Origin of the sequence: Sulfitobacter sp. R18_1, assembly GCF_017743915.1 — a bacterium.
In the GTDB taxonomy this organism is placed as follows: Bacteria; Pseudomonadota; Alphaproteobacteria; order Rhodobacterales; family Rhodobacteraceae; genus Sulfitobacter; species Sulfitobacter faviae.
In genome coordinates this window covers 1-18,667 of record NZ_JAGHRG010000005.1, presented here as the reverse complement: position 1 = coordinate 18,667, position 18,667 = coordinate 1, and the positions used below count along the sequence as shown (strand labels likewise).

Sequence of the window (18,667 nt, the reverse complement as noted above, 5' to 3'; positions counted from 1 at the left end):
CGCGGCTCCGGGTCTGGCGGCAAGGTCGCTTTGGCGCTTAGCGTTCCTCCGGCACCCGGGCAACCGGATTCGCTTGGCCCTGCACCTGTGGCGGCTGGGGCGGCGGGCGGCGGAACAGCTCGCGGAACATGCCGGGGGTGAGCGCCGAGAGCGGGTTGACCGAAACGCTGGGGTCTTTCGCGGCCCCCGTGAGCCGGTAGTTGAACCCGATCAGCCCTTCGCCCTTGCGGGTAAAGAGCGACCCGATCCCATTGAACATATAGACCGGAGAGATCACGCCCTGCATGTCGATCAACCCGCTGTCGAGCGCATAGACCCCATCCATCGACAGGCCCAAGGAAGCGCCTACCGCGCTGGCCTCGGTCAAGGTCAGGCGGTTCGGGGTAAGGTGAAAATTCGCTTCCACATCGTCAAAGTAAATCCCGTCGCCGTTAAGCTCGTTGATAAGCCCGACGACAGAGATGGCATTGACCAGCGCCGCGATCCCCGGCGCGTCGCGAATGGCGACATCGCTGACCGTGAGCTGCCCGTCAAAGGCCCCGCCCGAGCCGACCGGCAGCAGGGTGAGCGACAGGTTGCCCCCGACCACCTTTTTCACCAACCCGGCAGAGCGCAGAACCCCACCTGCGTCGTCCGAGACCACGCGCACCGCACTGCGCCCCGCTTGGGGCAGCACCCGCCCCTGCACCGGCGTGCCGCCATTGAGTCGCGCAGTGAACGCGCCATCCATCCCCTTGGCCGTGTCGAACGTGCCTTTGAGGTCGGTCAGGTAAATCGTATCGGTGATCTGCAACCGGTCCAGCGCCACGCGCATCGGCGGCCCGGCTTGGCCCCCGGCCGCGCCGAACTCGGCCCGGCGCATGTCGAGCGTGCCGCCGCCCAGCACCACCTGCACCGGGTTGCCCTTGCCCTGCCCGATCAGTTGCAACGGGATATCCAGCCAGTCGCCCCGCCGCAGCCGGTCGATCCGCACCCGGTCCAATGCGCCGCCGGGGGCAAGGTCGATGGAGCCCGCCACCCGCAGCCCCGGCGCGTTCAATTGAAAGGCGTCGATATTCGGCGTCTCGCCCAAACGCCCCGCCAGTCGCAACTCGCCCTCAGTGCCCGGCGCCTTGCTCCATGACAGTTGCGGGACGGAGACACCCAAGCCCGCCAGATCGCTTTGCAAAGTGAAGCGCGGCGCTTCGCCCTTCTTGAGGTCCACGGCAATCTGCCCGCGCCCCTCGCCGCGCAGGCTGCCGGGGGGCAGTGCCACGCCAAAGGCTTCGAGCCCCGCCGGGGTCAGCGCGACCTGCGCGGTCAGGCGGCTTTCATCCGAGCCGGGGCCGATCGCCTGCGACCATTCCCCGTCGAAGCCCACCCCGTCAATACGCCCCGCGCCGCCGATGGTGATACGGTCATTGTTGGCGGTGATGGACAGTTTGCTGGCCTGAAGGCTCCGGTCTTTGACCAGCGTATCGGTCGAGAGCGCCAGCAGGTCCCCCGCGAAATGATAGCGCACGTCTTCGGGCTTGCCGCCCTTTTTCAACGGCAGCGCCAGCGTGCCTTTCAGCACTGCCTCCCCATCCGCGAGGGTCACGGGCAGCCCGGCCTTATCCATCACCCGCATCGGCGGCTGGTTCAGTAGCGACAGCGCCGCGGTCAGGGTGGAGCGCGTGTTGAGCCGGATCACCGAGGGGCTGCCGTCTTTCACCCGCACATCGGGAATGATGAAGGAGGATCCATCCAGCGTCACCGCCCCGCCCTGCGGCGCGATGACCTCGCCCGCGTCCACCGTGACGACAAGGCGGTTGTCGAGCAGGCTTATATGGCCGCTGCCATCGGTGATATGCGGCAGGGTCTTCAGAAACCGCACCTCGGCCCCGGCATAGTCAAAGGCGACATAGGTCTGCGGCGCTTCCCCCGGCGCCATGCGCAGCGCCAGATCGAGGTTGCGCATTCGGCCCGCGTGAAGGTTCTCATCCAGCCATTTGCGGGTCTTGGGCTTCACCCCCTCGGGCCAGAGCGCCAGCAGGCGTTCGGGGCTGAGCCGGTCCATCCGCCCATCGAGAGACAGGTTCCAGCCCGCCGCCTCGGCCAGCAACGCGCCATCAAGGCGCAGGTTGCGGCCCTGATCGCTGATCTCCAGACGTCCAAGCTTCAGGCGAAACGGATTAAGGCTGAGTTCAAAGTCGATATCCGCCTGATCCAAGGCCACCGTCTCGGGGTAGACCTCCGCCGGATTGGCCCGCAGGTCGCGCAGGCTGAACTGCCCCACCATCCGCCCCGGAATGCCGCCCGTGACATCGCCCAGTTGCGAGCTGCCGGTGATATTGCCCGAGACCCAAGGGCTGTCGAGCGACATCTCGTCAAAGCGCAGCAATTGGCGCGCGGGGTCGTAGCTGAAATAGCTCTGCGCCCCATCGAAGGGGATCGGCTTGGTCTGCGGATTGGGCTGCAACACGCCCTTGCCGATCTGCAAAGAAGCGTTGATCGGTGCGAAACGGCCTGCGCTGTCGATGCCGCTGCGCACCGCGCCCGAGATATTGGTCCGCAGGACTTCAAGCCATGAAAAGGCTGGCCCCTGCGCCGCGATGTCGCGCGCATCGACCCCGTCGAAGGTCACGCCAAAGGTCGCGGCATTCTCACCGATTTGGCTGCTGTAATTGGCGGTGAGCGTGGCCACCCCCGCGCCCCCGCTGAGCACCGCGAGGTCCGCCGAGAGGTCAAGCGCATCGCCATTGCGCGACAGGCGCAGCCGCCCGCCGTCCCCGGTCCAAGCGCGGCCCGCGCGGGCATCCTCGAACCGCAGCGTCAGCGCGCGCAGCTCGACCGAGCGCAGGGCGGATAGCGCGGGGGCGGCCAGCACCTCGTCGATCTGGCCGATGAGTTGCGGCAGGGTCGCCGCCTCCCGCTCGGGCGGGGCGATCCCGGCCCCGGCGCTCAGGCTCACCCGGCCATCCGCCCCGCGGCGCAGATTGGCCACCACGCCCGAAAGCGAAATCGCCCGCGGCTGCGCCACCCCGCGCAGCAGAGACCGCATCGACAGGCTGGCCTTGAACTCATTGAAACTGACGATCTCATCGCCCTCGGGCGTGGTGACAAAGATGTCTTGCAAACGCACGCGGGGGCGCCAACCCTCATCGACGACGAATTCCATCGCGCCGAAATCCACCCGCGCCTGCGGCAGGGCCGAGGCGATCCGCGCCTCGATCCGTGTCTGCACCCAAAGCGGCGCCGGGATCGGACGGCCGGTGAAGTAGACCGCCGCCCCGGTCGCCAGCGCCGCCAAGAGCACCAGCACCACAGCCGAGACGATCCCCGCGCGGCGGCGCGACCGGCGGCGCGGCGGCCCTTCGCCATCTGGCGCAGGGGGGCTGGAAAGGGACGGGTCGCGCATCGTGCTCCGGTTCGGATAGGGCGGCTTTCTGGGGCGGCTTTGACGTTGTCAAATCAGATGCAGTATGACAGCCCTGAACGACCCTACACAAGCCAAAGGAACCGCCCCATGTCGCAGATCGGACCCCAACCCGGCCAACCGGCCCCGGATTTCACCCTTCCCGTGACCGGCGGTGGCGAGATCACGCTCTCTGCCTTGCGCGGCGCGCCGGTGGTTCTGTTCTTCTACCCGCGCGACGACACGCCCGGCTGCACCAAGGAATCGATCGGCTTTTCCGAGCGTTTGTCTGACTTCGCCGAGGCAGGCGTGCAGGTCTTCGGCATTTCGCGCGACAGTATGGAGAAACACGACAAATTCGCCGCCAAACACGCGCTGACGGTGCCGCTTTTGTCAGACACCGATGGCGCGGTAACCGAAGCCTATGAGGTCTGGGTCGAAAAGAACATGTACGGCAAGAAATCCATGGGCATTGAACGCGCGACCTATCTGATCGACGCCGAAGGGCAGATCGCGCAGGTCTGGCGCAAGGTGAAGGTGCCGGGCCATGTGGATGCCGTGCTCGACGCGGTGCGCGGCGCATGATGCCGCTGGCGGAAATGGCCGAGGCGGTGCTGCGCACGGCGGATGGGCGCGAGAAGACGGCCCTGTCGCGGAAATATGCGGCGCAGTGGCTCTCGGCCCGGGAGGCCGGTGAACGCCCCGAAGTGGGCCGCGCCGACCCGCCGCTGCACCCTGCCCGGCCCGCACAGCCCGAGTTGCTCTCGCCCCGCGACGTCCCGCGCCGCCGCCCCGGCACGCCCGAAGGCCGCGCGGCGCTGCTTCATGCCGTGGCGCATATCGAGTTGAACGCCGTGGATCTGCATTGGGATGTGATCGCCCGCTTCTCCCATGTGCCGCTGCCCTTGGGCTTTTATGACGATTGGGTCAAAGCGGCGGATGACGAATCCAAACATTTCAACCTGATGTGCGATTGTCTTGAGGAAATGGGGAGCCATTACGGCGCCATGCCCGCCCATGCCGGCATGTGGCGCGCCGCCGAAGACACGGTGGACGATCTGATGGGCCGCCTCGCCGTGGTGCCGATGGTGCTGGAGGCCCGCGGCCTTGATGTGACCCCCGGCATGATCGAGATTTTCCGCAAAGCGAAGGCCGACAGCGCCGTGGCCGCGCTTGAGACGATCTATGCCGAAGAGGTCGCCCATGTGGCCTATGGCAGCAAGTGGTTTCACTTCCTCTGTGGCCGCCATGACGACGACCCAAAGGACCGTTTTCATGCCCTCGTGCGCAAGTATTTCCACGGCGATCTCAAGCCGCCCTTCAACGAGGAAAAGCGCGCCGAGGCGGGAATCCCGCCAGATTTCTACTGGCCCCTGACCGCGGATGGCGGGCCAAGCTGAACAGGGTCTGACGCAGCAAGTGCTTGGTATCGGCGGATTTTTGCCAATTAAAAAGCGCTTTTTCAGGCGAATGGGGGAATGCCGCGCAGGCGCGGGTCAATAGGGTTGCCCCATTCGCGGGCACTGGCTATTGACGTTGGGCGCGGATGGGGCGGAGGCCCCGCGCACCGACGGGACGGGACAAAGGACGAAAACGTGCGCACACGGATTGCCATCAAGACGCATGCTCTGCTTGAGCATTACTTTCCCGAACGCCGCGTCTTTCTGAAATCCGACAGCGACACACGTTTCATCCGCCTGCGGCCCGGCACCCAGATTATCGGGCTGGCGGGATCGGCCTTTCTGGTCTCTTGGGCCATCATCGCCACCGCCATCATCTTGATGGACAGCATTGGCTCCGGCAATTTCCGCGAACAGGCCAAACGCGACCAGCGCACCTATCAGGCCCGGCTGAACGAGCTTTCCGCACAGCGTGACCTGCGCGCCGAAGAGGCGCTTGCCGCCCAAGACCGCTTTAACGCCGCGCTGACACAAATTTCCGTCATGCAGTCCGAACTGCTGGCCTCTGAGACGCGCCGCCGCGAATTGGAAACCGGGATCGAGGTGATCCAATCCACCCTGCGCGACACGATGAAAGACCGCCAGAAGGCCCGGCTGAAACTGGCCGAACTGGAAGGCAGCCTTGAGAATGGCGAAGCGGGCAGCCTGCGCGCCGATGCCGACCAAGCGCCGGTCGATTTCCTTGCCCAAGCTCTGGCACGCACCGCGGCAGAGCGCGACAAAGTTGTGGTCGACGCGCAGGATGCGCTGCTGCAGGCCGATGAAATGGCGCAAGAGATCGCGTTGATGCGCGATCAGAACGACGCGATCTTCCGCCAGCTTGAAGAAGCGATGAGCGTTTCCGTCGCCCCGCTCGACAAGATGTTCCGCAGCGCGGGCATGCCGACTGACCGGATCCTCGCCACCGTGCGCCGGGGCTATTCGGGCCAAGGCGGGCCGATGACGCCGCTCTCCTTCACCACCCGCGGCGAAGAGCTGAGCCCCGACACGCTGCGTGCGAACAAGCTGCTGGGCCAGATGGACCGGTTGAACCTCTACCGCATCGCCGCCGAAAAGGCGCCCTTCGCGAACCCGGTCAAAAACGCTTTCCGCTTCACCAGCCAGTTCGGCTATCGCCGCGACCCCAAGACCGGCGGCCGCCGGATGCACAAGGGCGTCGACTTTGCCGCCGGGATGGGCACGCCGCTTTATGCGACCGCCGATGGCGTGGTGATTCACGCAGGCTGGTCCTCGGGCTATGGCCGTCTGGTCAAGATCCAGCATGAGTTCGGCATTGAGACCCGTTATGCCCACATGTCCAAGCTGCGCGTGAAAGTTGGTCAAAGAGTCTCGCGCGGGCAGCATATTGGTGATATGGGAGCATCAGGACGGGTCACCGGTGTCCATCTCCACTATGAAGTCCGCGTAGGTGGCAAGGCTGTTAACCCCATGATCTATATCAAGGCTGCAAACGATGTTTTCTAAAAGCAAAATCAACGATCCCGCCCCTCAGGATGCAGATGTGTCCAAACCGGCACCCTCCGGTGCATCCTCGGCCCCCGCGCCCTCTAAGCAGAGCGAATTCAAGGCCAGCGCGCCCAAGGCAAAGCCCCCTGCATCCGTTCTGTCTTCGGATCTGCATGTGACCGGCAACATGAAAACGACGGGCGACGTTCAGGTTGAAGGCACCGTCGAAGGCGACATCCGCGCTCATCTGCTGACCATCGGTGAGACGGCGACGATCAAGGGCGAAGTGGTTGCCGATGACGTGGTGATCAATGGCCGCATCGTGGGCCGCGTGCGTGGCCTCAAGGTGCGCCTGACATCGACCGCACGGGTCGAGGGCGACATCATCCACAAAACCATCGCGATCGAATCCGGCGCGCATTTCGAAGGCTCCGTGCAGCGTCAGGACGATCCGCTGAACCCCGGCGCGAAATCCGCTCCGGCGCAGAAGCCGAACCCGGCGTCCTAAGGCTTCGGCAAGCTGAACCATTCGCAGGCGTCGCAGACAATGCGGCGCCTGTTTGCTTTTGGGGGGACGGTCTATCCTGCGCCCTGCCCGCTTCGCCAATATCAGTAGGTCGGGATATGCGCCGCGCCGCGCTGATGGCAGACCACTGGCGATAACGCTCATTTCATCACGGCCTGAGCAGGCCGATGCGTGGGGAGAGCAAGCCCACCCCACGCGATGCTCGTCGGGACGTTACTCGGTCACCGTGACCGTTTTCATCACGTCCGGCGTGCCGACGACGGCCCCGTTCGGGCCGGTGCCGCGCTTGATGGCATCGACCACGTCCTGCCCTTCGGTAACCTTGCCAACAACGGTGTACTGACCGTTGAGGAAAGGTGCTTCGTCGAACATGATGAAGAACTGGCTGTTGGCGCTGTTCGGGCTCTGGCTACGGGCCATGCCGACGACGCCTTTCTCATAAGCGATATCCGAGAACTCGGCCTTGAGGTCGGGCTTCTCGGAGCCGCCCATGCCCGCGCGGGCAGTGTCGCCATCGGCGCGGCCGAACTGCACGTCGCCGGTCTGGGCCATGAAGCCGTCGATCACGCGGTGGAAGACCACCCCGTCATAGGCGCCTTCCTCGGCCAGTTCGGTGATCTGCGCCACGTGGTTGGGCGCGACGTCTTCGAGCAGGTCGATCTTGACGGTGCCATTGGCCTCGCCCGCGACCTCGATCTCGAGCCCGGTGGCCATCGCCGCCGAGCCGAGAAGCGCGAGAACTGCGCTGGAGGTGGCGATCTTACGCATCTGCGGCCACCTTGACGGAGATCATGCGGTCAGGGTTCGCAGGCGGCTCGCCCCGGGTGATCGCGTCGACATGCTCCATGCCGGAAATGACCTGCCCGTAAACGGTGTATTGACCGTTGAGGAAGTCATTGTCCTTGAAGTTGATGAAGAACTGGCTGTTGGCGCTGTCGGGGTTGGCCGAACGGGCCGCACCGATGGTGCCGCGTGCATGCGGAACCTTGGAGAATTCTGCGGGCAGGTTCGGCAGGTCCGAGCCGCCAGTGCCCGCCGCGCGCAGGTTGAAGTTGTCTTCCATGTTGCCGTTGGCCACGTCGCCGGTCTGGGCCATGAATCCTTCGATCACGCGGTGGAAGGCGACATTGTCATATTTCCCGGCGCGGGCCAGTTCCTTCATCCGCTCCACATGTTTGGGCGCAAGGTCGGGCATCAGTTCGATGGTGACGGTGCCGCCTTTCAGCTCCATCAGGATGGTGTTCTCGGGGTCTTTGATCTCGGCCATGGGGCAATCCTTTGGTTTGTCTTTGCCAGATACCTAAGGAGCTTGGCCGCGATTGCCAAGCCGCGCATTGACCTGAGGCCAGATAACAGCAAAACACAGCGCAAGAGATTGGATTGGGAGAAGATCGATGGGCTGGAAATCACTGGACGATATGGAACTGGACGGCAAGCGCGTGCTCTTGCGGGTCGACATCAACGTGCCGGTCGAAGAGGGCCGCGTCACCGATGCCACGCGGATCGAGCGGATTGTGCCCACGGTGGACGACATCCTGTCGCGCGGCGGCAAGGTGACGCTGCTGGCCCATTTCGGACGGCCCAAGGGCAAGGTCGTCGAGGAGATGAGCCTGCGCCAAGTCCTCCCCGCGCTGGAAAAGGCACTGGGCCGCGACGTGGCATTCCTGCCATCGTTGGACGCCGCAGGCGACGCGCAGGCCGATCTGCAACTCATGGAGAACATCCGCTTCTACCCCGGTGAAGAGGCCAATGACGAAGATTTCGCCCGCCAACTGGCCGCGCTTGGCGATATCTATTGCAACGATGCCTTCTCTGCCGCGCACCGCGCCCATGCCTCGACCGAGGCGCTGGCGCGGCTGCTGCCTGCCTGCGCAGGGCGCTTGATGCAGGCGGAGCTCTCGGCGCTGGAGGCGGCATTGGCCAAGCCCGAACGCCCGGTGGGCGCTGTCGTGGGCGGGGCCAAAGTCTCGACCAAGATCGCGCTTTTGGAGAACCTCGTGAACCGGCTCGACGTCTTGGTCATCGGCGGCGGCATGGCAAACACCTTCCTTGCCGCACTTGGGGCCGATCTGGGCAAATCGCTGGAAGAGCCGGACTATTACGACACGGCCAAGGACATCATGGCGCAGGCCGAGAAGGCGGGCTGCCGGGTCATCCTGCCGGTCGATGGTCTGGTCGCGCGGGAGTTCGCCAAGGGCGCGGCCCATGAGGTCGCCCCGCTTGGCTCTGATGCGAAGCTCGCGACAGATCAGATGGTGCTCGACGCGGGCCCTGAGACCGTCGCATTGGTCGAGACGGCCTTCGCCGACCTGCGCACCCTGATCTGGAACGGCCCCATGGGGGCCTTTGAAATCCCGCCCTTCGACACCGCCACCGTCGCCGCCGCCCAAGCCGCCGCCGCAAAGACCCGCGAAGGCATACTGACCTCCGTCGCCGGGGGCGGTGACACGGTCGCGGCGCTGAACCAAGCGCGCGTGGCGGATGATTTCACCTATATCTCCACCGCCGGGGGCGCCTTCCTTGAATGGATGGAAGGCAAGACCCTGCCCGGCGTCGCCGCATTGGATGGGTCGGCTGCGTAAAAAGGCGATTTACCGCTAAAAACAACGGGTTTCCCGCAATTGTGGGATTCCCATGACGAATCGCCTGTGTCATACTGATGTCACGTCCGCCAAGAGACGCAGAGGCAGAACCATGACACGCAACACCCGACCGGCTTTCGGCACATTGTTGTTCTTCGCAATCGCTTTCGCGCTGAGCCTGTATTTCACCTTTGCCGCCGTGCAGGGGGATTTCGGCCTGTTCCGCCGGACCGAGATCGTGGCCGAGAACCAAAAGCTGAGCGACCGTTTGGCCGAGGTCCGCGCTGAGGTGGCCCGGATGGAGAACCTGACCCGCCGCCTGTCGGACGACTACCTCGACCTTGATCTTCTGGACGAACGCGCGCGCAAGGTGCTGGGCATGGTCCGCACCGATGAGATCGTCATTCGCTAAGCTTTCGCGGCTTATCGTCTATTGGCCCCTGCCCTGCGCCTGCGGCCTTGCAATCACACCAAATCTCTGGCCTCCTTCGCCTTGTCAGCCGTGGTGCGCGCACCACGTCACAAAGTCTCTCGCAATCCATTCTGGAATGCGTTAGGGAATAGTTTAACGCTAAACTACTTTTGGCACCTGACCAAAGCCGACGGAGGAGACGTCCATGGCCGCGAGGAAATCGAGCAAGAAACCCAATGTCTCGGCGGAGGAGCTGACCAGCTACTACCGCGACATGCTGCTGATCCGGCGGTTTGAAGAGAAAGCCGGACAACTTTACGGCATGGGGCTGATCGGGGGGTTCTGTCACCTCTATATCGGACAAGAAGCGGTCGTTGTCGGCCTTGAGGCCGCTGCCGAGGACGGCGACAAGCGCATCACCTCCTACCGCGACCACGGCCATATGCTGGCCTGCGGCATGGACCCTAACGGCGTCATGGCCGAGCTTACGGGCCGCGAGGGCGGTTATTCCAAGGGCAAGGGCGGCTCGATGCATATGTTCTCGAAAGAGAAGCATTTTTATGGCGGCCATGGCATCGTGGCGGCGCAGGTGCCGCTTGGCGCGGGCCTTGCCTTTGCCGATCAATACAAGGGCAACGGGCGCGTCACCTTCACCTATTTCGGCGATGGTGCGGCGAACCAGGGCCAGGTCTACGAGACCTTCAACATGGCCGCTCTGTGGAAACTGCCGGTGATCTTCGTGATCGAGAACAACCAATACGCCATGGGCACCTCGCAGCAGCGCTCGACCTCCTCGGCCGAGATCTGGGAGCGCGGCCGCGCCTTCGGCATCCCCGGTGAGGCGGTCGACGGCATGGATGTGCTGGCGGTCAAGGAAGCCGGTCAGAAGGCCGTGGAACACGCCCGCAAGGACGGCCCCTATATTCTGGAGATCAAGACCTACCGCTACCGCGGCCACTCCATGTCCGACCCCGCGAAATACCGCACCCGCGAGGAAGTGCAGAAAATGCGCGACGAACGCGACCCGATCGAGGCCGTGCGCAGCCTGCTGTTAGAGGGGAACCACGCGAGCGAGGAAGATCTCAAGGCCATCGACAAGGAGATCAAGCAGATCGTGAACGAAAGCGCCGATTTCGCCAAGGAAAGCCCGGAGCCCGCGCTTGATGAGCTCTGGACCGACATCTACGCAACCGAAGTTCCGCAGGAGGCCTGAAGCAATGGCAACCGAAATTCTCATGCCCGCCCTCAGCCCCACCATGGAAGAAGGCACGCTGGCCAAATGGCTGGTCAAGGAAGGCGACGAAGTCTCCTCCGGTGACATCCTCGCCGAGATCGAGACCGACAAGGCCACGATGGAATTCGAGGCCGTGGACGAAGGCACCATCGGCAAGATCCTGATCGAAGAAGGCACCGAAGGCGTGAAGGTGAACACCGCCATCGCCGTGCTCTTGGAAGAAGGCGAAAGCGCGGACGACATCGACACCGCGAAATCCGCCCCCGCCGAGGACAAGGGCGAAGAGGCGAAACCCGCTGAGGCCAAATCCTCGGACGATGACCGCGCCACCCCCGCCGAGGGCAAGAAACAGCCCGAGCCCGACACCAGCCCCGACTGGCCAGAGGGCACCGAGATGAAGCAGCAGACCGTGCGCGAAGCGCTGCGCGACGCCATGGCCGAAGAGATGCGCCGCGACGAGAACGTCTTGCTCATGGGCGAGGAAGTCGCCGAGTACCAAGGCGCCTATAAAATCTCCCAAGGTCTGCTGGACGAATTCGGCGCCAAGCGCGTGATCGACACGCCGATCACCGAGCACGGCTTTGCCGGCATCGGCGTCGGCGCGGCCTTCGGCGGTCTGCGCCCGATCGTCGAGTTCATGACCTTCAACTTCGCCATGCAGGCGATGGACCAGATCATCAACTCCGCGGCCAAGACGCTTTATATGTCCGGCGGCCAGATGGGCGCGCCCATGGTCTTCCGCGGCCCCAACGGCGCTGCGGCCCGCGTCGGCGCCCAGCACTCCCAAGACTACGCCGCTTGGTTCATGCAGATCCCCGGCCTCAAGGTCGCGATGCCCTATTCGGCCAGCGATTACAAAGGCTTGATGAAGTCCGCGATCCGTGACCCGAACCCGGTGATCTTCCTTGAGAACGAAATTCTCTACGGTCGCAGCTTCGATGTGCCGGACATCGAGGATTACACCGTCCCCTTCGGCAAGGCCCGCATCTGGCGCGAGGGCGCGGATGTCACCATCGTCAGCTTCGGCATTGGCATGACCTATGCGCTGGAAGCGGCTGAGAAGCTGGCCGAAGAGGGCATTGAAGCCGAGATCATCGACCTGCGCACCCTGCGCCCGATGGACACCGACACGATCCTGAAATCCGTGATGAAGACCAACCGCTGCGTGACCGTCGAAGAAGGCTGGCCGCAGGGCTCGGTCGGTGGCTACATCAGCGGCGTGATCATGCAGGAGGCGTTCGACTACCTCGACGCCCCGGTCATCACCTGCACCGGCAAGGACGTGCCCATGCCCTATGCCGCCAACCTCGAAAAACACGCGCTGGTCACCACCGACGAGGTGATCGAGGCCGTGCGCAAAGTCACCTACCGGTAAGGAGCGGATCATGCCCACAGAAATTCTCATGCCCGCCCTTTCGCCCACGATGGAGGAAGGCACGCTCGCCAAGTGGCTGGTCAAAGAGGGGGACGAGGTCGCCTCCGGTGACATCCTCGCCGAGATCGAAACCGACAAGGCCACGATGGAATTCGAAGCCGTCGACGAAGGCACCATCGGCAAGATCTTGATCGCTGAAGGCAGCGAAGGCGTGAAGGTAAACACGCCGATCGCCGTGCTGCTCGAGGAAGGCGAAAGCGCCGATGATATCGACAGCGCCGCCCCGGCCAAAGAAGAGAAACCTCAGGCCGAGGAAGCGCCCAAAGCAGACGAGGCCGAAACGCCCGAAGCGGGCTATGGCCGCGGTGCGACGGATGCGAATGACGCGCCGCCCAAGAGCGACGCCAAAGCCCCCGCCGCGCCCAAGGACGACAAGGGCGGGCGCATCTTCGCCTCCCCCCTCGCTCGCCGGATCGCGGCGGACAAGGGTCTCGACCTCACCCAGATCGAGGGCAGCGGCCCGCGTGGTCGGATTGTCAAAGCCGATGTGGAAAGCGCCCAGCCGACAGCTGCCAAGGCCGACAGCCCCGCCGCCGCCAAGGACGCCGCGCCGGTGACACAGCCTGCTCCTGCTGGCCCCTCCTCAGACGCCGTGCGCAAGATGTACGCCGACCGCGAGGTCGAAGAGGTCAAGCTCGACGGCATGCGCAAGACCATCGCCGCGCGGCTCACCGAGGCCAAGCAGACGGTCCCGCATTTCTACCTGCGCCGCGATATTCAAATCGACGCGCTGCTGTCTTTCCGCAGTGATCTGAACAAGCAGCTCGAAGCCCGGGGCGTGAAGCTTTCGGTCAACGACTTCATCATCAAAGCCTGTGCGTTGGCGCTGCAATCGGTGCCCAATGCCAATGCGGTCTGGGCCGGGGATCGTATTCTGAAGCTCAAGCCCTCGGATGTGGCCGTGGCGGTGGCCATCGAAGGCGGGCTCTTCACACCGGTCCTACAGGACGCCGACACCAAGTCGCTCTCGACCCTCTCGGCGCAGATGAAAGACCTCGCCACCCGCGCCCGCGACCGCAAGCTGGCGCCGCATGAGTATCAGGGCGGCAGCTTTGCCATCTCCAACCTTGGGATGTTCGGGATCGACAATTTCGACGCGGTCATCAACCCGCCGCATGGTGCGATCCTCGCCGTGGGCGCGGGCGTGAAGAAACCGATCATCGGCAAGGACGGTGAAATCACGGCGGCGACAGTCATGTCCGTGACCCTCTCGGTCGACCACCGCGTGATCGACGGGGCGCTCGGGGCCCAGCTGTTGAACGCGATTGTCGAGAACCTTGAAAATCCGGTGATCATGCTGGCCTAAGGGCGGCATCTCACAAACGAAAAAAGCCGGGGCATGCCCCGGCTTTTTTATTGCGATACTGGCATCTGCCCCTATTCGGCGTCTGGCCCGAAGAGATGGTTCATCGACATCGAGGGCTGATCGCAACCCGCCTCCCCAACGATCCGCGCGGGGATCCCGGCGACGGTTTTGCAGGCTGGCACAGGCTCCAGCACCACCGACCCCGCCGCAATACGGCTGCAATGGCCGATAGAGATATTGCCCAGAACCTTCGCCCCTGCGCCAATCAGCACGCCATTGCCGATCTTGGGGTGACGGTCCTCTTCCTCTTTGCCGGTGCCGCCAAGGGTCACCGAATGCAGCATCGAGACGTTGTCGCCCACCACCGCCGTCTCACCGATGACGATGGAATGCGCGTGGTCGATCATGATGCCCTTGCCCATCTTGGCCGCCGGATGGATATCCACGCCAAAAATCTCGCTCACCCGCATCTGGATGAAATAGGCCAGATCGCGCTTGCCCTTAGCATAGAGGTAGTGGCCCACACGGTATGCCTGCACCGCCTGATAGCCTTTGAAATATAGAATCGGCTGCAACAAACGGTGGCAGGCCGGGTCGCGGTCATAGATGGCCACGAGATCGGCACGCGCCGCGGCGACGAGATCGGGGTCTTCGGCATAGGCTTCTTCGACCATCTCGCGCACGACCATCATCGACATCTCGTTCGACGAAAGCTTGGCCGCGATGCGGTAGGAAAGCGCATTCTCGATAGATTTATGGTGCAGGATACAGGCATGCACAAAGCCGCCGATCAACGGCTCATCACGCACCGCATCCTCGGCTTCTTGCTGAATCTGGTCCCAGACCGGGTCCACTTTCGAGATATTTCTGCGTGTCTGCGCCATGGCACGGGCTCCTTCACTCTGCCGTAAGGGTAGCTCATGCAATAGCGCAGGACCATTTGTAAATCCGAACATGCTCAAAATCGTGATAACGCGCGGGCCTATCCGGGGACGGCCAAACCTGTAGCCGCTCCCGCGCCATATGTGGCCGAGACCTGCGCCACCGTCACGTCAAACGCCCCGCTGACGCCATCCGCCGCCCGTGCCGCGGTGCTATAGGTCCACCGCGGCGTATCGAGCAGCACCTCCCGCCGCTGCTCGCCGCCTTCGTAAACGCGTAAGAGATAGCGTTCACTTTCCTCACCAAGCGGCACCTCCGGCCCCTCCCAAGCGTCGCCGTCGATCCGCGTTCGGCGAATCCAGCTAAGGGTGATATCGCCACTGGCCCCAGCCTCGGCCCGCAGATGACAGGGGCTGTAGGGCCGCAGACCATTCCCGTCAAAGGCATGAACCTGATGCAGGTAAGAGGGGTCATCCACCGGTCGCCGCGCAGGCCCGATGCGGTAATGCTGTGCCACGCGGCGCAGATGCGGGCTCAGCTCGACCTGCTGTGGCGTCCCGTTCATCAGCACAAAGCGCGATCCGGCGGGCCAAACCTCGGGCATCAACCCATCGCTGCCCGCCTGCCCGCGCAAACGACCGGTCAGCCAATAGGTCATTGGGGCGACAAGCTGCGCTGCCTGAAACTGGAACAACTCCCAACGATCCGCGCTCCCATCCCCGATGGCGGCGAGGTTCGCCCCATTCAAAAGCGCCTCTCTGCTAACGGATTGGAGACTGCCACTGGTCAATTTGACCTCCAGCACTGGCCCCGCGTCGATCAACCCCGGGCGTGCTACGTGCAACGGCGTTTGGGTAACGCCCATGATCGACCGGTTCGCCACGATGGCGTTCAGCGCATAGTCCGAATCCACGGCAGAGCGGTAGACCGCGACGGACCCCGGCCAAGGGGTGGCCGTCACCGCCAGATGCGGCGCATGGGGCACCTCATCCCCGCGCAAAAGCGGCAGGTCCATGAACTGCGGCAGAACCGGCAGCGGCGGGACGAAGGGGCGCAGCGCTGCAAGTTCTTCATCAAGCGGTGCGGAATCATAGACTTCGGGCTCGATCCGAACGCCGTCGATCAGCAGGGAACCGGCCTGTTCCGCCCGGTCGACGCGGTAGCGCCCCGGCCCCTCCGCCCCATCGCCCGGCAGTTCGATCACATCCCCCGCCCCGACAGCCATCCGCGACGGCGGCAATGCCAGCCGCAGCGTCTCACGCGCGACACGCGCTTCGGTCAGCCAGCGTTCGGCCACCTGCCGCCCCTCGCCTCGGGTCAAGGCCATGTTCAGCTCGGTCCCGGTGACCGCATGGGTCGCCTCATCCGCCAGAACCGCCTCTTCGGCAATCGCGTCGAAATCCGCATCGGCCTGAATAAACCGCAGCCGCACACGGCCCGAGACTTCGGCCTCCGCCTCACGCAACTGCTCGGTCAGCCCGCTCAGATCGGGGTGAACCGCGAGGCGATCAGGGTCGAGGGGCAGCGCATCTGCCCCGTCACGCATCCGAAACTGCAAGACCCCATCGCGTTCGATCGCGTCAAAACCATACCGCAGCATCAGCGGTTGCAACGCGGCACGTGCCTCGCCAACCTCGGCCACCGTATAGGCCCGCACATAGCCAAACAGCGCGGAGGTATCGAAATGCACCACACCCGCCTGGCGGCAAATCTCGCCCACGACCGAGGCCAGCGACCGCGCCGAGGCCCGCCCGTTCAGCCAGTGGCCACGGCTGTAATTCTCTCCATCGCTCCAGAGATCGACATTATTGGGGAAGAAGGGAAAAGGCCGCGTGTCCCATGCCCAAACGAAGGCGCGCGACATATCCAGCATCGGAGCGCCATATTCGTCCGAGATCGGGTTGCGCGCCGGATCACGCCAATATTCTGACAGCGCGCGCAGATATTGCATCTGCATTAGATCGTCCCGCGCGCCGGTGGAATGATGCGGCAAGGCGCTTTCCGAGCTTTTCAGATCGAGGAACTTGTTGGGCTGGTTTGCGCCTTTGTCGATTGCTGCACAGCCGTATTCCGTGAACCAGATCGGCTTGGACATGGGCTGCCATTCCGTGGGTTCTGCCAGCCGTTCTCCACCGATGCGCGGATTGTGATGGTTCTGCCACCAACGGCGCAGGTCTTTGTAACGATAGACCCAAGGTTCATCATGGGCGCCGTCGGTGATCGGCGTTCGGAACTGTGCCGCACGGGCTTCGGGCGAATGGTAGTACCAGTCATACCCCTCACCGCCTTCGATGTTGGATTTTAGATAGCCGACATCGTAAATCGCGGGCCAGTCTTCACCATCGACATGCCCCTCCTCATCGCGCCAATCGGCCAGCGGCATATAGTTGTCGATCCCGATGAAATCGATCTGCGGATCGGCCCACAGCGGATCGAGGTGAAAGTAAACATCACCGCTGCCGTCCTGCGGCTGATAGCCAAAATACTCCGACCAATCAGCGGCATAGCTGATCTTCGCATCCGGCCCGAGCAAGGCACGCACCTCTCCGGCCAAGGCCCGCAGCGCGGTCACCGCAGGGAATCTATTTTCCGCCGCGCGTATCTGGGTCAGCCCTCGCATTTCAGAAGAGATGCAAAAGGCCTCGACCCCGCCCGCCGCGGCGCAGAGTGCGGCGTAGTGCAGGATGAACCGCGACAGGGTCCATTCCGCTGGGCCATGGTAGCTCACCGCGCCCTCGGTCACCGTGAAATCCGCCGCTGTGACCATGCCGAAAAACGCGGCAACTTCTGCCGCTGCCGCCGCTGACCCATCCGGGCTGCCCGGTCGCCCCGGGGCCACCGAAAGCGTGATCCGTCCACGCCACGGTAGGCGAGGCTGGTCCTCGGCATCGCTATAGGGGTCCGGCAGGCCGTTTCCTTCGGTCTGATCCATCAAGATGAAGGGATAGAACATCACCGCCTTGCCCACTGCCTTAAGCGCGTGAATGGCCTCGACCACCGCGGCATCGGCTGGCGTGCCGCCGTAGATCGGACGCGCGTCTTGCTGGGTGATCACCTCCGCCGTGCCACGCGTCAGGCCAGAGACCCGCCAAGGCATGTTCTCCCCATCGATATCCGGGTCTTCGACCTTGGGCCGCAGGCGGCAGTCGCCGCAGCGCAGATCGCCGCCAAACCACGACACGACGAGAGAAGTGGCTTCCAACCGTGGCAATTCCTCGGTCAGACTTTCCAAGGACAGCGCGAAATCGGTCTTGGCGTCGGGCGAGTTCACATTGGCGCTCCACCGGCTGCCGGGGCCGTCGGTGTAATGCACAGGGGTCGTCGCCAGCGCGTATTCTCCCGTGCCGGGGATCAGGGCGACCCCCTGAACACCATAGGCGGGCGCGTGCTCCCACCCCGGCGCTTGCGGCTGCTCGGGGCGCAGCACCTCGAAAGAGAACTGCGGCACCCGGTTGCCAAATTGCGCAAGCGGGAGGTCTTCCATCACCACATAGGCCGTGCCGCGATAGGCCGGCACCCGGTCCGCGCCCTCGATCGCGGCGATGGTCGGGTCAGGCTGCTGGTCCGCCGCGCCCCGGTAAACGCGCATGTTCAGATCGTCCGGGGCAATCTCCTCCCCATCTGCCCAGATACGCCCAACGCTGGTGATCTCCCCTTCGCAAAGCGCGATGGCAAGGCTGACGGTATAGCTGTATTCGGTCGTCTTCGGCGTCGACGGGCCGCCCTTGCCACCGCCGCTGACTTCGGTGACTTCTTGGAACTGCGAGGCCCAGATGACATGCCCCGCCAGTCGCATCCGCCCGTAAAGCTGCCGGATCGCCGCCCCCTCGCCCGAGCCTGTCAGGCGAAAGCGATCAACCTTACCGGTCTCGACCGCCTCCCCGCCTTGGCCCAGCAAGCGTTGATCCACCAACCGCCCAAGGCTCGCCCCCACCGCGCGGCCCACCGCGACCGAAGACAGCCCCGCCAGCGTGCCCCCAATGGAGCCGCCAACCGCCGCCCCCGCTG

General features: G+C 64.1%; 14 protein-coding genes. 9 read left to right on the top strand and 5 right to left on the bottom strand.

The window, feature by feature from the left end; genetic code table 11:
• Nucleotides 1–37: 37 nt before the first annotated feature.
• Nucleotides 38–3,379: a DUF3971 domain-containing protein gene (locus J7392_RS11140; protein ID WP_209217617.1), complete on the bottom strand. Its 3,342-nt coding sequence runs from the start codon at nucleotides 3,377–3,379 to the stop codon at nucleotides 38–40.
• Nucleotides 3,380–3,487: 108 nt separating this feature from the next.
• On the opposite strand from J7392_RS11140, the gene J7392_RS11135 reads away from it, so the two are divergent.
• From J7392_RS11135 to J7392_RS11120, 4 genes are all read left to right on the top strand, one after another.
• The gene (locus tag J7392_RS11135; RefSeq protein WP_209217616.1) at nucleotides 3,488–3,961 is read left to right on the top strand and encodes a peroxiredoxin; all 474 of its coding nucleotides are present in this window, start codon (nucleotides 3,488–3,490) and stop codon (nucleotides 3,959–3,961) included.
• Nucleotides 3,958–4,776, top strand: a complete 819-nt coding sequence (locus J7392_RS11130; RefSeq protein ID WP_209217615.1) for a ferritin-like domain-containing protein — start codon at nucleotides 3,958–3,960, stop codon at nucleotides 4,774–4,776. Before J7392_RS11135 ends, J7392_RS11130 begins: the two co-directional genes overlap by 4 nt.
• A 195-nt stretch (nucleotides 4,777–4,971) precedes the next feature.
• Nucleotides 4,972–6,300: a M23 family metallopeptidase gene (locus J7392_RS11125; RefSeq protein WP_209217614.1), complete on the top strand. Its 1,329-nt coding sequence runs from the start codon at nucleotides 4,972–4,974 to the stop codon at nucleotides 6,298–6,300.
• On the top strand, nucleotides 6,290–6,790 hold the full coding sequence (locus tag J7392_RS11120; RefSeq protein WP_209217613.1) for a polymer-forming cytoskeletal protein: 501 nt from the start codon (nucleotides 6,290–6,292) through the stop codon (nucleotides 6,788–6,790). The genes J7392_RS11125 and J7392_RS11120 overlap by 11 nt, the downstream gene beginning before the upstream one ends.
• 231 nt (nucleotides 6,791–7,021) lie before the next feature.
• On the opposite strand, the gene J7392_RS11115 is transcribed toward J7392_RS11120, so the two are convergent.
• Together J7392_RS11115 and J7392_RS11110 are read right to left on the bottom strand one after the other, a co-directional pair.
• On the bottom strand, nucleotides 7,022–7,576 hold the full coding sequence (locus tag J7392_RS11115; RefSeq protein ID WP_209217612.1) for a peptidylprolyl isomerase: 555 nt from the start codon (nucleotides 7,574–7,576) through the stop codon (nucleotides 7,022–7,024).
• Nucleotides 7,569–8,075, bottom strand: coding sequence for a peptidylprolyl isomerase (locus tag J7392_RS11110; protein ID WP_174858656.1), 507 nt, complete (start codon nucleotides 8,073–8,075; stop codon nucleotides 7,569–7,571). The genes J7392_RS11115 and J7392_RS11110 overlap by 8 nt, the downstream gene beginning before the upstream one ends.
• Nucleotides 8,076–8,202: 127 nt before the next feature.
• Between J7392_RS11110 and J7392_RS11105 the strand changes: the two genes are divergently transcribed.
• The 5 genes from J7392_RS11105 to J7392_RS11085 all read left to right on the top strand — a co-directional run bounded on the left by J7392_RS11105 (nucleotide 8,203) and on the right by J7392_RS11085 (nucleotide 13,777).
• Nucleotides 8,203–9,390: a phosphoglycerate kinase gene (locus tag J7392_RS11105; protein ID WP_209217611.1), complete on the top strand. Its 1,188-nt coding sequence runs from the start codon at nucleotides 8,203–8,205 to the stop codon at nucleotides 9,388–9,390.
• 112 nt (nucleotides 9,391–9,502) lie between these two features.
• Complete coding sequence (locus tag J7392_RS11100; protein ID WP_067265383.1) at nucleotides 9,503–9,802, top strand: septum formation initiator family protein; 300 nt, start codon at nucleotides 9,503–9,505, stop codon at nucleotides 9,800–9,802.
• Between the two features lie 205 nt (nucleotides 9,803–10,007).
• The gene (pdhA, locus tag J7392_RS11095; protein WP_209217610.1) at nucleotides 10,008–11,015 is read left to right on the top strand and encodes a pyruvate dehydrogenase (acetyl-transferring) E1 component subunit alpha; all 1,008 of its coding nucleotides are present in this window, start codon (nucleotides 10,008–10,010) and stop codon (nucleotides 11,013–11,015) included.
• Nucleotides 11,016–11,019: 4 nt separating this feature from the next.
• Entirely contained in the window at nucleotides 11,020–12,411 is a 1,392-nt protein-coding gene (locus tag J7392_RS11090) for a pyruvate dehydrogenase complex E1 component subunit beta (RefSeq protein ID WP_209217609.1), read from the top strand.
• A 10-nt stretch (nucleotides 12,412–12,421) separates the two neighbouring features.
• Entirely contained in the window at nucleotides 12,422–13,777 is a 1,356-nt protein-coding gene (locus tag J7392_RS11085) for a pyruvate dehydrogenase complex dihydrolipoamide acetyltransferase (RefSeq protein WP_209217608.1), read from the top strand.
• Between the two features lie 71 nt (nucleotides 13,778–13,848).
• Here J7392_RS11085 and cysE read toward each other — a convergent pair whose 3' ends face one another.
• Together cysE and J7392_RS11075 are read right to left on the bottom strand one after the other, a co-directional pair.
• Nucleotides 13,849–14,661 carry a serine O-acetyltransferase gene (gene cysE / locus J7392_RS11080; protein ID WP_209217607.1) on the bottom strand — a complete coding sequence of 271 codons (813 nt, stop codon included), beginning with the start codon at nucleotides 14,659–14,661 and terminating at the stop codon, nucleotides 13,849–13,851.
• 98 nt (nucleotides 14,662–14,759) lie between these two features.
• A partial coding sequence (locus tag J7392_RS11075; RefSeq protein WP_209217606.1) for a glycoside hydrolase/phage tail family protein occupies nucleotides 14,760–18,667 on the bottom strand: 3,908 nt, incomplete at its 5' end.

Bases quoted from the DNA above. Each gene is read 5' to 3' on its own strand.
- J7392_RS11135 (WP_209217616.1), top strand. From the start codon at position 3,488: ATGTCGCAGATCGGACCCCAACCCGGCCAACCGGCCCCGGATTTCACC.
- pdhA (WP_209217610.1), top strand. From the start codon at position 10,008: ATGGCCGCGAGGAAATCGAGCAAGAAACCCAATGTCTCGGCGGAGGAG.
- J7392_RS11090 (WP_209217609.1), top strand. From the start codon at position 11,020: ATGGCAACCGAAATTCTCATGCCCGCCCTCAGCCCCACCATGGAAGAA.
- J7392_RS11100 (WP_067265383.1), top strand. From the start codon at position 9,503: ATGACACGCAACACCCGACCGGCTTTCGGCACATTGTTGTTCTTCGCA.
- J7392_RS11115 (WP_209217612.1), bottom strand. From the start codon at position 7,576: ATGCGTAAGATCGCCACCTCCAGCGCAGTTCTCGCGCTTCTCGGCTCG.
- J7392_RS11105 (WP_209217611.1), top strand. From the start codon at position 8,203: ATGGGCTGGAAATCACTGGACGATATGGAACTGGACGGCAAGCGCGTG.
- J7392_RS11110 (WP_174858656.1), bottom strand. From the start codon at position 8,075: ATGGCCGAGATCAAAGACCCCGAGAACACCATCCTGATGGAGCTGAAA.
- J7392_RS11130 (WP_209217615.1), top strand. From the start codon at position 3,958: ATGATGCCGCTGGCGGAAATGGCCGAGGCGGTGCTGCGCACGGCGGAT.
- J7392_RS11140 (WP_209217617.1), bottom strand. From the start codon at position 3,379: ATGCGCGACCCGTCCCTTTCCAGCCCCCCTGCGCCAGATGGCGAAGGG.
- J7392_RS11120 (WP_209217613.1), top strand. From the start codon at position 6,290: ATGTTTTCTAAAAGCAAAATCAACGATCCCGCCCCTCAGGATGCAGAT.
- cysE (WP_209217607.1), bottom strand. From the start codon at position 14,661: ATGGCGCAGACACGCAGAAATATCTCGAAAGTGGACCCGGTCTGGGAC.
- J7392_RS11085 (WP_209217608.1), top strand. From the start codon at position 12,422: ATGCCCACAGAAATTCTCATGCCCGCCCTTTCGCCCACGATGGAGGAA.